This is a genomic window from Methylocaldum sp. (genome assembly GCF_035627495.1).
Lineage (GTDB): Bacteria > Pseudomonadota > Gammaproteobacteria > Methylococcales > Methylococcaceae > Methylocaldum.
This window is the reverse complement of the sequence record NZ_DASPLO010000076.1, coordinates 13,118-27,037: the sequence shown is the minus strand read 5'-3', so window position 1 is coordinate 27,037 and position 13,920 is coordinate 13,118. Positions and strand designations below refer to the sequence as shown.

General features: G+C 52.2%; 12 protein-coding genes. All 12 read right to left on the bottom strand.

Annotated elements, in window-relative coordinates; genetic code table 11:
• Nucleotides 1-58: 58 nt before the first annotated feature.
• A complete protein-coding gene (locus VEB01_RS06335; protein WP_324873814.1) occupies nt 59-1,438 on the bottom strand; it encodes an undecaprenyl-phosphate glucose phosphotransferase in 1,380 nt (459 codons plus the stop codon).
• A 214-nt stretch (nt 1,439-1,652) separates the two neighbouring features.
• Complete coding sequence (locus VEB01_RS06330; protein WP_324873812.1) at nt 1,653-2,192, bottom strand: hypothetical protein; 540 nt, start codon at nt 2,190-2,192, stop codon at nt 1,653-1,655.
• A 163-nt stretch (nt 2,193-2,355) separates the two neighbouring features.
• On the bottom strand, nt 2,356-3,162 hold the full coding sequence (locus VEB01_RS06325) for an EpsD family peptidyl-prolyl cis-trans isomerase (protein ID WP_324873810.1): 807 nt from the start codon (nt 3,160-3,162) through the stop codon (nt 2,356-2,358).
• Between the two features lie 847 nt (nt 3,163-4,009).
• On the bottom strand, nt 4,010-5,803 hold the full coding sequence (gene aspS / locus VEB01_RS06320) for an aspartate--tRNA ligase (RefSeq protein ID WP_324873808.1): 1,794 nt from the start codon (nt 5,801-5,803) through the stop codon (nt 4,010-4,012).
• A 67-nt stretch (nt 5,804-5,870) separates the two neighbouring features.
• Nucleotides 5,871-6,158, bottom strand: a complete 288-nt coding sequence (locus VEB01_RS06315) for an FmdB family zinc ribbon protein (protein WP_324873806.1) — start codon at nt 6,156-6,158, stop codon at nt 5,871-5,873.
• Between the two features lie 104 nt (nt 6,159-6,262).
• The gene (locus VEB01_RS06310; protein WP_324873805.1) at nt 6,263-6,496 is read right to left on the bottom strand and encodes a DNA gyrase inhibitor YacG; all 234 of its coding nucleotides are present in this window, start codon (nt 6,494-6,496) and stop codon (nt 6,263-6,265) included.
• A 9-nt stretch (nt 6,497-6,505) separates the two neighbouring features.
• Entirely contained in the window at nt 6,506-7,300 is a 795-nt protein-coding gene (gene zapD, locus VEB01_RS06305; RefSeq protein WP_324873803.1) for a cell division protein ZapD, read from the bottom strand.
• Between the two features lie 124 nt (nt 7,301-7,424).
• Nucleotides 7,425-8,018 carry a dephospho-CoA kinase gene (gene coaE / locus VEB01_RS06300; protein ID WP_324873800.1) on the bottom strand — a complete coding sequence of 198 codons (594 nt, stop codon included), beginning with the start codon at nt 8,016-8,018 and terminating at the stop codon, nt 7,425-7,427.
• A gap of 440 nt (nt 8,019-8,458) precedes the next feature.
• Nucleotides 8,459-9,340, bottom strand: coding sequence for a prepilin peptidase (locus tag VEB01_RS06295; RefSeq protein WP_324873798.1), 882 nt, complete (start codon nt 9,338-9,340; stop codon nt 8,459-8,461).
• A 16-nt stretch (nt 9,341-9,356) separates the two neighbouring features.
• Nucleotides 9,357-10,571 (bottom strand): type II secretion system F family protein, encoded by a 1,215-nt coding sequence (locus VEB01_RS06290; RefSeq protein WP_324873796.1) that lies wholly within the window; start codon nt 10,569-10,571, stop codon nt 9,357-9,359.
• 6 nt (nt 10,572-10,577) lie between these two features.
• Nucleotides 10,578-12,293, bottom strand: coding sequence for a type IV-A pilus assembly ATPase PilB (gene pilB / locus VEB01_RS06285; RefSeq protein WP_324873794.1), 1,716 nt, complete (start codon nt 12,291-12,293; stop codon nt 10,578-10,580).
• 128 nt (nt 12,294-12,421) lie between these two features.
• Nucleotides 12,422-13,918 (bottom strand): HDOD domain-containing protein, encoded by a 1,497-nt coding sequence (locus VEB01_RS06280; RefSeq protein WP_324873792.1) that lies wholly within the window; start codon nt 13,916-13,918, stop codon nt 12,422-12,424.
• Nucleotides 13,919-13,920 lie beyond the last annotated feature (2 nt).

The window sequence follows — 13,920 nt, the reverse complement described above, 5'->3', positions numbered from 1 at the left end:
AATAAAGCCGAATTTGAAAAAGGGAGTTAATGGGTTTTACGCGTGAGGCGGATTGTGCTCAATAGGCGCTTTCCTGCTTAAAGAAAACACCGACGGTTCTCAAAATGATCCACAAATCCAGCGAAAGCGACCAATTCCGCAGATAATCGAGATCGCATTCGATCCGCGCTGCCATTTTCTGCAGGGTATCGGTTTCTCCCCGAAAGCCATTAACCTGCGCCCAACCGGTAATGCCCGGTTTTACCTTGTGGCGGATCATGTAACCCTTAATCTGCGTCCGATATAACTCGTTGTGAGCGACGGCGTGCGGACGCGGTCCGACGATGCTCATACGTCCCTGCAATACATTGATAAATTGCGGCAATTCGTCCAATGACGTCTTTCGAAGAAAGCGGCCGAAACCGGTAATTCGATTATCGTCCTTTCTAGCTTGCCGAACAGTATTACCGTCCTCGCAAACCGTCATAGTTCGAAACTTGTAGACTTTAATTTCCTCTCCATCGAGGCCGTAACGACGCTGCTTGAAAATGACGGGACCGGGTGAGCTCAGTTTGATGCCGATAGCTATCGCCAGCATCAAAGGTGAAATCAAAACCAGAATGACCGATGAGAAAAAGATATCCACGATGCGTTTCATGACCCGATTAACACCGTGAAACGGAGATTCGCAGACGGCCACGACGGGGATGCCGTTGACGTTCCCGAATCTCGCCTGAATAAGATCGAAGATAAAAATGTCGGGGACAAAGTAAATGGAAGCCGTGGTATCTCTAAGTTTGTCGAGAAGATCGAAAATTCGCGGCTGAGCCATCATCGGCAACGCGATGTAAATGAGATGAATCGATTTTGTTCGGACGAATTCCGCAACCGAGTTCATTTTTCCCAATAAGGTAATATCGTTTACTCCGAGACGTTCGGGGCTCCTGTCGTCGAAGAAGCCGACGCAACTGATTCCCAGATACGGCGCAGATTCAAATTGATTCGCTAGTTTGAGACCCAGTTCGTTCACCCCGATAATGATCGCTCTGCGTTGGGCATCCTCTTGCGAGACCGCCGACTGCAATGCGCGATGGGCCAGCAGTTGAAAAGCAATAAGTACCAAAGGCGTGGCTAAAAACCAGGTGAGCAGCAGTTTTCTCGAAAACTCGTCTGACATTTTCGCCGCAAACCCCAGTATCGCCAGGAAACCGAATAAAAAGGTCCAGCGGGCGAAAACGCTCCCGAAGGAGCGCAAGAGACCCGATTTGAAATCCGGCTCCAGATCGATTTCGTCAAAAATTAGGGAGGCGATCAAAAAGGTTATTACTAACAGCAAGAAGTACTGTTTTTCGATCTTCAATCCGTAGAAGTGAATCGTCACGATGAAACACGCGACAATTACCGTCGGATTTAGAAGACTTCTGACTAACAGAACTGCCGGCCTATCAACTGCTTGCACGTTTTTTCCTCCATTATTGTCTCCTACCCCAGATCAAGCTTTGAAATACTACTTTGGGGCAGAATAGCTAGCGATGGCTATCCCAAGCCGAAAATATCGGCACCGTAATACAAGATATCAATATGCGCAGGCAAAAACATACTAATCCCCCTTGATGGGCGACTAAAAAATAATAAGCTTATTATTAGGTTGAGCCGCCTTCCGACGGTTACGGCTACTGGATCGAGGAATAAATGGCCTCGGTTTTCTTATCGCCGCGTATTACCTGCAATCCGATTAATGTAATTCCAACCAGCATCATAAGCCAGGTCTCTGTTTCAGGTGCTGAGGAAGCGTAACCGATATAAGAATAGCCTTTTTGTCCTTTCAAGTGGTCGCCAATCTCCGCGGCCTTTAGCGGGGTATTTTGCATTTCGCTGAAAGTTATCTCCTGTCCGCTCATATTCCAGTCCTTAGAAGATTGGCGGGCTAATATCTCAAGGGTAAAGGTATTGATATCGGTGAAGGACAGGGGACTATAGCGGTTGCTGGTTATCTCGGAAAATGAGCTTGCAGCGAAAAAGGAATCGCCGGATGATGCCATACCGAAACTGGACTTATCGATAAAATAGTCAATTTTGTCGTCATTGCTAGGATGCATAACGAAAGTCGAAGCATCATCTTTTATGTTCAATGCGGAGGCTTCGTTGACCCAGGCGAACAGCAGAGCGAAAGCCGTTTTGTAAAAAATGTCTCGGAGAGTTTCTACATTCATATATAACCCCAATGTTACTTGCTGAAAAAAACAGAGATTCGTATTCTGATCCTTGTGAAATTCATTATCGGTTGGCTAGGGCGAACGTGAAGTTTATTGTTATCCTATTATCGTTTTTTATCAGCTTGTTCCGTGTTATCCGATACATATTTGGCCTTATTGCTCACCGTTGGCGGGGTGTTTCCGGTTTTTCAAAATCGCCGAAATACTCTACGGTTGCGGCCTGACGGAGGCGGCTCAACTCGCGATCTATCAGCACTTTGCGATTCCGGTTCATGAGGAATACCTCGATTAGGGGGGCGGCCTTATCGTAATCGAGAGGGGCTTCCTTGATGGCCGACAATTGCAGTACAACGAGCTTTTCGTCTTCCGTGAAGGATGCAGCTTCCCCTTTCTTCAAATGATCGAATTCTTCAAGTCGTTCCAAGGGCAGCTGTTCAGCGGCACGGACTACCGTTTCTGAAGTATGGGGAATATTTTGCTCTTGCAGCCATTTCGATAGTGCATCGAACCGAACGGGCTGCTTTACATGCGGCTCGATGGCATCGCGATTTTTGGGGGTTAGGGGAATGGATATTTCGTCGAATTTGTAGATTTTGCGCTTTTCGAACAGCTGAGGATGAAATTTGTAAAAAGCGCTAATTTCGCCGGGCTCCGGTTTGGAAACCGCCTGCCCAACATGATCGAGGTAGGCTTGCGCAAGGACTTGACGCTTAGCCATCGCCATTGCGAGAGTGACCTGGGGGTCGCGATCAAGGTGCTTTTCGATCGCTTGTTGTGAGAGAAGTTGTTGATCTATCAAGTTGTCTATGCTTTTCTCCTGTGTGCTTTTGGCTTGACCGTCGGTGTCCGCGCCCGAACGCGCAACGAGCACATCGATTTGGCCGACGGAAATTTCCTCCCCGTTGACCCGCGCCGCAATTTGAGTCGCTTTTTCGGATGCGGACTGACTGTCGCATCCACTCAGCATTACCAGAATTGCATGCGCGCCTAGAGGCAGTGATCTCAACCAAACCCTTCTGTCCATAATTCTCCGTAAATTCATGAATCCCGATCCTATCTCCTAAATACTTACGGAAGCCGAATATTCCGATGCCTCATTTCTCAACAGAAAAAAGTCAGCGTGACGTCCTCACGGATTGATATTAAGCAAAACCTGGGCCAGCTATTACTTCTACTCTACACATCAAGGAGTGCGATTTTCACGATATACAGTAGAAAGTACGCGATTAGAGCGTACGCTACGGGAGCGGGCGGTTACCGCTCGTAAACTTAAGAAATGTCATAGCTAAGCGCGCTGGAAGCCGCGCCGTTCCTGAACGTTAAAATTAGAGGTTACTGACATTACTTTCTTAACGAGCAGTAAGTGCGGGCCTTTTCCTAGAAACGGCCGTTGAATCGATCAGGACAGCTCTGCAGTGGGGTGATGCTTTGGTTAATGTATGTGTTCGAACGGAGGCGTTTTGAATGCGGATTTGTCGGGATTTAGTGAATACCGGAGGGTGTGGAGTCGCTGCAGGACGACATTGGTCGTGAGATTGGGCATGGTTTGGCCGAACATGTTGGAGACCTAAGTATTCTTAGGTCCAGAGCGGGTCCAGGCGGTCTTGACCGAGGTGGTGGTCGACGGCATTGTAGCCCGTGGGTGCGGAAACCGCCGCCGATGTCTATGTTTTGCGACAGTATGCGGAACTGGAAATGGGCCTGGCTGCCGCCAGGTTGATAGTGACGTTGCCGAAGCCCATTCCTGTCAGAGGTTTATGGCTTCGGCACAAGCTACGCTAACGCCAATTGCATGCTTTCGGTTGTACCGTGAGTTAGACCGTGTCGCCTTTTTCTCCCTCCTGCGGACGGCGAAGGCGGATGCCGAGTTCGCGGAGTTGGGCGTCAGTAACCATGGCCGGGGCGTCGATCATCGGGCACCAGGCCGACTGGGTCTTGGGAAAGGCCATGACCTCGCGGATGGAGGTTGCGCCGCTCATGAGCATGACCAGTCGATCCAGGCCGAAGGCGAGTCCCCCGTGAGGCGGCGCCCCGTACTTGAGGGCATTGAGCAGGAACCCGAATTTCTGCTGGGCTTCCTCGTCCCCGATACCGAGCAGCTTAAATACGGCGTCCTGCATTTCGGTGCGGTGGATACGCACCGAACCACCGCCGATTTCGGTACCGTTCAGCACCATGTCATACGCACGGGAGAGTGCCTGGCCGGGGTTGGACTGAAGCTCTTCGAGGCTGCATTTGGGCGCGGTGAACGGGTGGTGCAGGGCGAACCAGCGGTTCTCCTTTTCGTCCCATTCGAACATGGGGAAGTCCACCACCCAAAGCGGTTTCCAGTCGCCTTGCGCGAGGCCCCGGTCGTGGCCCAGCTTGAGGCGCAGGGCGCCCATGGCCTCGTTGACGATTTTGGCTTTGTCGGCGCCAAAGAAAATGATGTCGCCGGTTTGCGCCTCCACCCGGTCAAGGATGCCGCGCACGGCTTCCGCAGGGAGGAATTTGACGATGGGCGATTGCAAGCCTTCGATGCCGGTGCTACGGTCGGTGACTTTAATGTAGGCCAAGCCCTTCGCGCCATATATGGCGACATGCTGGGTCAGATCATCGATCTCCTTGCGGGACAAATCGGTGCCGCCGGAGACTTTAAGCGCCACGACTCTACCATCGGGATCGTTGGCGGGGCCGGCGAACACTTTGAATTCGGCGGAAGCTACCAGGTCCGCCACGTCCACCAGTTCCAGCGGGATGCGCAGATCCGGTTTGTCCGAGCCGTACCGCCGCATGGCCTCCTCGTACGTGAGCCGTGGAAACGGATTGGGGAGTTCGACCTTGAGCACTTCCGCGAACAGATCCCGGATCATGTCTTCCATTAGATCGGTAATCTGTTTTTCGTCCATGAAAGACGTTTCGATATCGAGCTGCGTGAATTCCGGCTGGCGGTCGGCGCGCAGGTCTTCGTCCCGGAAGCAACGTACCACCTGATAATAGCGATCCATGCCGGAAATCATCAGGAGTTGTTTGTACAACTGCGGCGACTGCGGCAAAGCGAAGAAATGATTGGGATGAGTTCGGCTCGGGACCAGATAGTCCCTCGCGCCTTCCGGGGTCGCTTTGGTCAGGAAAGGCGTCTCGATTTCATAGAATCCATGATGATCGAGAAATTGCCTAAGGAAACGCACAATGTCGCGCCGCATTCTCATGCGATGCTGCATCACCGGGCGGCGCAAATCGATGTAACGGAACCGCAAGCGGGTTTCTTCGCTGACTTCAATTTCACTTTCCAGAGGAAAAGGAGGCGTTTCGGCTTTGTTGAGGATCTCCAAGCGAGTAGCCAAAACCTCGATTTTTCCCGTCGGTAAATTGGGGTTTTCCGTTCCGGTTGGACGCCGGCGGACCTTGCCGTGCACTTTGAGCACATATTCGCTGCGGACCGTTTCCGCCACATTGAAGGCTTCCCCATAATCGGGATCGAATACGACCTGAACCAACCCTTCGCGGTCGCGGAGGTCAATGAAGATTACACCGCCGTGATCGCGGCGGCGGTGAACCCAGCCACAAAGATCCACTTCCTGATTCAAATGGCTTTCCGTCAATTCTCCACATCTGTGGCTACGCATCGCTATATCTCTAACTTGGATCAATAAAAACCGGGAATATTACGGGCCTGGCAGTCCATGTACAAGTTTACGAGGTTGCATCCGCTGCCGGCTTTGGAGTTTCTTTCTTGGCTGGCGATGTATCCGATTTGCCATCCGAGGTTTCGCCGGCCAGGTTCTTTTTCTTGTCTTTGCCGCCTTTGAAATCCGTTTCGTACCAACCACCGCCTTTTAGCCGAAACCCGGCAGCCGACACCAATTTATTCAATTCGAGATCGCCGCACGCAGGGCATTCTTTCAAGGGATCGTCACTGATTTTTTGTATCGCTTCGAATTCGTGGCCGCACGATTTGCATTGGTATTCATAGATAGGCATGGAGGACTCCTCGTTTGGTCTAAAACAGGCGCTTGTAAATATGAGGGTTTAGGATGAGTTTTCAAGAACGGCGCTCCATAGTGTGGGCGCGTGGTCCTCGATGCTTATGGACCCGGAAGGTGATCAGTATGGTCGTTAGATAACGGTGTTTCGCCGTCCGATGCGTCGGGGGCTGCCGGCTCACCGGCTATGGCATAGGAGGCTGTAGCCCATTCGCCCAGGTCGATCAATTTGCAGTATTCGCTGCAAAATGGCTTAAACGGATGGGTTTCGTTCCAAGCTACCGGCTTTCGACAGCGAGGACATTTAATGATTTTGTATGGAAGTGCGTCGGACAAGCTCGCTCGTCACAATAAGCAACACGTTAATTGGAAAGTAATGTCATCCTGGCACTGGGTTGGCCGTTCAACCGTATCAGGAATCATGAAACGGACGGTAAATCGGTGTTTGCCCCCGCTAATCTCGGCAAAATATGGTTGTGAACGCTTCACGCCGACGCGGAGAAGTTGAAATGGCAGGGTGTGATCCAGGCTTTTCTGAAAGAAGCCCCCGCTAGCCCGTTCTTCGGTCGGGGCGGCGCCGGTGCGTATGAAATTTAGCAGAATATCGATAGCCGAACGTATGAGCCGGAACGGCTCTAGCCAATTCTCGAGATCTTGTCGGCGTGTGTGGTCGTCGAGTTTAAGCCAGTAATGAAAGGCGGGTAAATCGAATGAGCAAGTCCCGCCCGGAATGGCGCTGCGTTGAGAGATGCTCTTAAACAACTCGTTCTCCATCAGAGAGAGGCCGAGTTTACCCGGGGTGGCGTAAAGCTCTTTACTTAATTTGTCCAGCTTAGTCAGGATTTTATCTAGCTTGGCATGATCAATGTCTTGATTGTGCGCCATTCGAGTGAGCACTGCTGCATGGCGATCTAATTCCTTTAGAGTTTCCGACTTAAGATCATTGCGGCTAAAAAGAGTTAGGACATCCAGCAGGGTTGCGATTACCGCCCGACTGTCCCAAATCGAATCACCGGTCATGAAGTGGTCAAGCTGCTGAAAGAGTTGCTCGAGCCGCATGAGCACACGTATGCGTTCATTAAGCGGGAACTCATAAATGATGGAATCGTTTAAGGCGGGAGTTTCGGCAATAGAAAGCATAATAAACAATCCGATCCAGGATTTATAAATTAAGGGTGTCCGTTGGCGATCAACATTTTCGTTTATCCCGGCAATTAGTCAATACCTACCTTTTGTACCTGATTTTGTGCGAGACTCGTGGCAATCAATGTCTGCTAAGAGCGAGATAAAATTGGTGTAATTGCTCGACTTGGTCTGAGAGACTTACTTTATCGCCAATGTTTTCGAGCACATCATCCGCGGCCGCGAGCCGTTCGCTGCGACTAAGTTGGGAGGACATAATTTTTTCGATTTCTGGCTGGCTCAGTCCATCGCGAAGCTCGACACGCTGCCGCTGTAAGTCTTCTGGGCAATCCACGACGAGTAGCCGGTCCACAAGATGTCTTCGTCCGGTTTCCAGCAGCAAGGGAACGACCAAGATGCAGTAGGGCGCGGATAGAATCGCTAGTCTTCGGTTTATTTCGGAATACACCAAGGGATGTAGCAGGGTCTCAAGCCAGCGTTTTTCTTCGGGGTCGAAAAAAACGATTTCTCGCAACCTTACTCGATCAAGACAGCCATCTTTTAGAATCGCCGCTCCGAAGTGCTGCTTTATCGCCTCGAATGCCGGTTGGTTTGGCTCGACCAACTCGCGGGCGATCACATCCGCATCCAGAATCGGAATACCCTTGGCGGCGAATAATTCGGCAACCGTGCTTTTGCCGCAGCCGATCCCGCCGGTTAGGCCGATCTTGAGCATATTAACTCAGAGGTTGAGAAAAAACCGCAGTGAGCGGCCCGAGTCCGCGTCGACAAATCGGCAGGATGGCCGATTTACTCGCCTCATCCCTGAGGCTCGCCCTTCGGGACATGTTTTGCACGTTCCAAACGACAAAATCCTTTCCTCGACTTTGCCCTCCGGGCGAACTCCGTTCGTCCCATTCTGCTCCCGGCAGAATGGTCGCTCCCGGCGAATTGGTACACGGCGGTAGCCGCCCGAAGGGTGCCGGGCATGGAAGCCCTGCATAAAAAGCGCGGGTGTACGGCCCTCACCCAACCCTCTCCCAGAGGGAGATGTACTGTGAGCGATCGGGAGAGGGAGATTAATGAGTCGCTTACGCGATGTGCTTTCGTTGGATCGGGTACGTTGAGCATCGCAGGCGCGGACTCGGGCCGCGTAGTAGGTTATTTCACAAGCTCTTAGCCGGAAATCCCCGCGAAACGCATGTAAGCGGCGTTTATGTCGTGACCCCACATCAACGCAATCCACCCAGCCATAGCCAAATAAGGACCGAATGGAATGGGAATGCTGCGGTCGTGCCTGAAAATGGCAATCATGGCGATGCCGATTACAGCCCCGACCAAAGAAGAGAGGAGCACCACGGTCGGCAGCATGCTCCATCCCAGCCAAGCGCCCAGCAAAGCAAGCAGTTTGAAATCGCCGTGTCCCATTCCTTCTTTGCCGGTCGCTAACCTGAACAGATGGTATACCAGCCAAAGGCATAGATATCCGAAAATGGCTCCCAGTATGCTAGAAGTGCTGTCTGTGAATAGGTTAAACAGACTGAGAAACAGACCCAGCCAGAGTATGGGCATTGTAATCGCGTCGGGAAGCAGTTGGCGATCGAAGTCGATAAAACTCAGGCAAATTAGACTCCAGCTGAGTAGCAGCGCGGATGCGGTTTGCCAGGTAACGCCGAAATGCCAGGCAACAGCGATCGAAATCACGGCGGTCAGCGCCTCGATAGCCGGGTAGCGAAAGGTTATCGGCATTCCACACCCTGCGCATCGCCCTTTAAGCATTAGATAACTGACGATCGGAATGTTTTCCCAAGGCCGAATCGGTCGTTTGCATTGGGGGCAATGAGAGCCCGGAACTAGCAAATTGTAGGGCTGACCTGGATCGGCTTCAGGCTCGAGATCCAGAAAGGCCTGACACTCGCGCCGCCAGTTTTTCTCCAGCATAACCGGAAGCCGGTGAATGACCACGTTTAGAAAGCTGCCGACCACGAGCCCCAAAGCGGCGATAACGGCCAAGAACAAAAGGGGATTATCAGCCAGTAATCGGATGGATGGAGTCACGTCCGTATTCTCTCGTTCAGACAACGGATCCGAGTTTAAATATCGGCAAGTACATGGCGACTACCAAGCCACCGACGACCACCCCTAAGAATGCCATGATCATGGGCTCAAGAAGACTGCTTAGAGAATCTACGGCGTTGTCTACTTCTTCTTCGTAGAAGTCCGCCACTTTGGCAAGCATGCTGTCCAGGGAGCCGGATTCCTCCCCGATCGCAACCATCTGTATTACCATGTTGGGAAATAGATTTGCCTGACGCATGGTTAGCTGAAGCTGATGTCCGGTGGCTACCTCGTCCCGCATTCGCAAGACGGCATTGGAATAAATAATATTACCGGTAGCGCCGGCCACCGATTGCAACGCCTCTACCAAGGGTACTCCGGCGGCCGACATGGTGGCCAAGGTTCGGGCAAAACGCGAAATAGCGGCTTTGTGCAGGATTGTGCCGATAGCCGGTATCTGCAACATAAATCGGTCCAGGGCATGATTGAAAGCGGCGGAGCGCTGCTTGAGCTTTACGAAAACAAAGCCGATAACGACAAGGACTCCCAGTACTACATACCACCAGGCCGTGAGAAACCGGGACATCTCGATAACCATTTGGGTAAATGCTGGGAGATCCGCCCCAAAACCTTTGAATAAATCCTCAAATGTCGGTACAACAAAAATCAGCAGAATAGCGGTTACGATGCAGGCAACCACGATGACGGCTGTGGGATAAGTCAAGGCTTTCTTGATCTTGCCTTTAAGGGTTTCGGTTTTTTCCTTGTATTCGGCGATCTTGTGCAACAGCGTCTCTAGAACGCCGGCTTGCTCGCCGGCCTGCACCAGGTTACAAAATAGCTCGTCAAAATAAATCGGATGTTTGCCCAATGCTTCGGCAAGGGGGCTGCCACCCTCGACATCCGCTTTGATGCTCATAATCAAATCTTGCATGCTTGGATTTTCGTGGCCGCGTCCGACAATATCGAAGGCCTGAACCAGCGGTACGCCTGCACTCATCATGGTCGCTAGCTGGCGGCTAAATACGGCGATGTCTTTAGTCGTGATTTTTTTCTTTCGCGCGCTGAACAGCGGCTTGGGTTTTTTCTTGATCTTAATTACTTTGATGCCCTGGCGCCGGAGTTCGGCCTTGGCCGTAGTCTCGGTGCGTGCGGACAGTTCCCCTTTGACGCGCCCGCCGGTGCGGTCGGCACCTTCCCAATAAAACAGAATAAGTTCTTCTTTTGCCATAAAAAATCAGTCTCGGGTGACGCGGTCGATTTCTTCCAAACTGGTAATGCCGGCCTTGATTTTCCGCAGACCCGACTCCCGTAGGTCTGCTACGCCCTCCGCTTTCGCTTGCTCGCCAAGCTGAAGGACGTTTCCGCCTTCGAGAATGATGCGGTTAATGGATTCCGAAATGGGCATGACCTGATAAATACCGACCCGGCCTCTATATCCTTTTACGCATTTATCGCAGCCTACCGGTCCAAAAACCGTGAAGCTGCCCAGCTCGTTTTCCCGGAAACCGGCTTCCAACAGGACTTCCGGGGGGAGTTTCTCCTCCTTCTTGCAATGTTCGCAAAGTCGCCGTGCCAGCCGTTGCGCCATAATCAACAGCACGGAGGAGGCGATGTTGAACGCGGGTATACCCATCTGCATCAAGCGGTTGAGCGTTTGAGGCGCATCATTGGTGTGCAGGGTGGATAGCACCAAATGGCCGGTCTGTGCAGCCTTGACCGCAATTTCAGCCGTTTCCAGATCACGAATTTCGCCCACCATGATGACGTCCGGGTCTTGCCGCAAAAACGCCCGAAGCGCCTCGGCAAAGGTCAGGCCGGTTTTGACGTTGACGTTGACCTGATTGATGCCGGGTACAGTGATTTCCACCGGATCTTCGGCCGTCGAGATATTGCGGTCGGCCGTATTCAAGATATTGAGCCCGGTGTAGAGGCTTACCGTTTTGCCGCTTCCGGTAGGTCCTGTAACTAGGATCATTCCGTAGGGCTTATTGATGGCGCTCAGAAAATTTTGTTGCTGCTCCGGCTCAAAGCCGAGCTTTTCAATTCCGAGTTGGGCCGCGGTGGGATCGAGAATACGCAGTACGATCTTTTCGCCGAATAGCGTCGGACAGGAGTTGACACGGAAGTCGATGGCGCGAGTTCTCGACAGCGCCATCTTGATACGGCCGTCCTGAGGTATCCGCCGCTCGGCAATGTCCATTCGTGACATGACCTTAAGCCGCGCCAACATACGTCCTGCCAGATTGGGCGGAGGGCTTGCGATCTCGTGAAGCATGCCGTCATGGCGGAAGCGAATGCGGAAATTTTTCTCGTAAGGCTCGAAGTGGATGTCAGAAGCACCCCTCTTGATGGCGTCGAGGAGAATTTTGTTGACGAAACGGACAATCGGCGCATCGTCTATGTCGGAAGTGTCGCCTTCGGCCGGCTGATCGGCTTCATCGCCACCGGTAATGTGAAGATTGTCGAGATCTGTGTCCAACAAGTCTTTGAACGAGGTGTCGACCGCTTCCATCGCCGTGTCGATCATCCGCGCCAGTTTGTCTTCCTCTACGATGACGCTTTCGGTGCTTGATCGGGTATGAAATTTGACCTCGTCCAGAGCTTGGAGATTGGTCGGATCCGTAACACCCAAATACAGGCGGTTTCCGCGTTTGAAAAGAGGTAGAACGTGGTGTTGGCGGATCAACTTCTCACTGACTGCCTTGATCGGCATCATGTCCAGAGATATCGCATCCAGGTCGAACAGGGGAACTCCATATTCTCTCGATGCCACGGATGCGATAGTCAGGCTATCGAGAATTTTGTTGTTGACCAAATAGCTTACGAAATGGGTCTTTTTTCGCAGAGCCTCTTCGAAATGAAGCTGCGCATCGGATTCCGTTAACAGCCCATCCTTGACCAGGCTTCTGGCCAATCCGCTGAGTTGCAATTTCGTCGCCGTGGTCGCCATGAGTATTAACGCTGCGGACTGCTAAGCATGCGTGTGTTGAAAGCCTGGATAATATTAGTTGATACGTAGACTTTATCCAGTTTGCTCCGATGTCCGACGAACGGAGTGGTTTACGATACCGTCGAATGTCAGCGCGCTTGAATAAGCTTCAAGGCGATATTGGCCTGCATGGTCAACTGACGGAAACTGTCAAAAACATCCCGCGTGATCGGCTCTTTGCTAAACGCGCGATCGGCATAGAAGAGGCCGATGACCTTTTTGTCGAAGCTGATTGGTGAGAGGCAGCAATCGTGTTGGCCGAAATGCGCTATGACCTCTCCGGTAAATAGCCGTTGAGTTTCCGCATCGGTTTCACGCGCCCAAAGGTACTCGTTCTTCTCCAGCGTATTAGAAAAAATGTTGGGCGGTGAACCGCCAATGCCGACTTGCAAGAGCCCCCGGGTTTCGACCGGAGGCCATCCGAGAGCGGACTTTTCCTTGAGCCGTCTACGATCCGGCGTCAACAACGCGAAAAGCACGCGGTCCATGCGCAAAGCCCGATAGATTCCCTCCATGACCATTTCGAAGACTAGATTCAAGTCGAACTCACCACATAAGAGGTTGGTAATATCCTGCATAATTTGCATTAGGCCGGCTTCGTCCCGCTGTGTGGATTCGTCGGTTTGCCGCTGCCGAGCCGTCGATTCCCGCTCGGCGCCGGGAATATATGCCATGGCTTCATGGGCTCCGAATTGTCTGGCGAGTTTTACCGCGCTTTCCGCGTTACGCTGCAATAGCTGGAGCAAGTTGCGGTGCGGTTGGCCCGTCAGCTCGGCCACTCTATAGATGCAGCGCTTGATTTCTTCGGATTGCCACCCGCGTGAAGAACCTCTCGCGATTTGGTAGCCCAGCTTAACGTACTCCGTACGGGGCGATCTGCCGGAAAATGCTTCTTCGATCAATCCGCCGAGGCGCCAGGTTTTGCTCAACGAGGCGCCGAGCTGAATAAGCTGGAATCCCAGGACCGCTCTTTCGGCTCTTTCCGCAGGCATTTTTTGCTTTTCCGTTAACTCCTGGATCTTGCCACCCATGTTCAGCTCGAAACACCAAAAGCCGATGTGGCCTATGTTGTGCAGCAAGGCGGCGATGAATACTTCCTCCGGCTGCGGATCGTTGACCAAAATTGCGAGTGATTTCGCCTGTACTGCGCTGTGCAAGGCACAGGCGATTTCCTTGTTGACTTGCTGTTTCCCATGCTTCGACATGACCGTTTCGATGAACGAGCAGGCTAAAGCCAATTCGCGGATAACATTAAGTCCCAGCAACACGATGGCTCGCGTAACGGTGGCCAGACGAACGCTGTTGGGATTGTAGTAGGGACTGCTGGCGAGCTTCAGCAGCCCGGCCGTTAAACCCGGATCTTCGAGAATGATCTTCGCGAGTTCGGATACTCCCGAGCGTTTATCTTCAATTGCTTGATTAAGGCGTTGCGCGGTGTGGGAGAAAATGGGCATTTCTTTGTCCCGCAGCCAACTGGTCCAGTCTTCCAGAGTTGTCGGGATGTCCTCCTCGTGGACCGCCAACGAACCAGCGTCGATCGCTTTTGGGCTGTTTTCAGGGGTTTCTTTGGCCGAATCGTCTTGCATAT

Excerpts from the sequence above, each read along its gene's own strand:
- VEB01_RS06290 (WP_324873796.1), bottom strand. The coding sequence starts at position 10,571 with ATGGCAAAAGAAGAACTTATTCTGTTTTATTGGGAAGGTGCCGACCGC.
- VEB01_RS06330 (WP_324873812.1), bottom strand. The coding sequence starts at position 2,192 with ATGAATGTAGAAACTCTCCGAGACATTTTTTACAAAACGGCTTTCGCT.
- aspS (WP_324873808.1), bottom strand. The coding sequence starts at position 5,803 with ATGCGTAGCCACAGATGTGGAGAATTGACGGAAAGCCATTTGAATCAG.
- VEB01_RS06325 (WP_324873810.1), bottom strand. The coding sequence starts at position 3,162 with ATGCTGAGTGGATGCGACAGTCAGTCCGCATCCGAAAAAGCGACTCAA.
- zapD (WP_324873803.1), bottom strand. The coding sequence starts at position 7,300 with ATGCTTTCTATTGCCGAAACTCCCGCCTTAAACGATTCCATCATTTAT.
- coaE (WP_324873800.1), bottom strand. The coding sequence starts at position 8,018 with ATGCTCAAGATCGGCCTAACCGGCGGGATCGGCTGCGGCAAAAGCACG.
- VEB01_RS06315 (WP_324873806.1), bottom strand. The coding sequence starts at position 6,158 with ATGCCTATCTATGAATACCAATGCAAATCGTGCGGCCACGAATTCGAA.
- VEB01_RS06280 (WP_324873792.1), bottom strand. The coding sequence starts at position 13,918 with ATGCAAGACGATTCGGCCAAAGAAACCCCTGAAAACAGCCCAAAAGCG.
- pilB (WP_324873794.1), bottom strand. The coding sequence starts at position 12,293 with ATGGCGACCACGGCGACGAAATTGCAACTCAGCGGATTGGCCAGAAGC.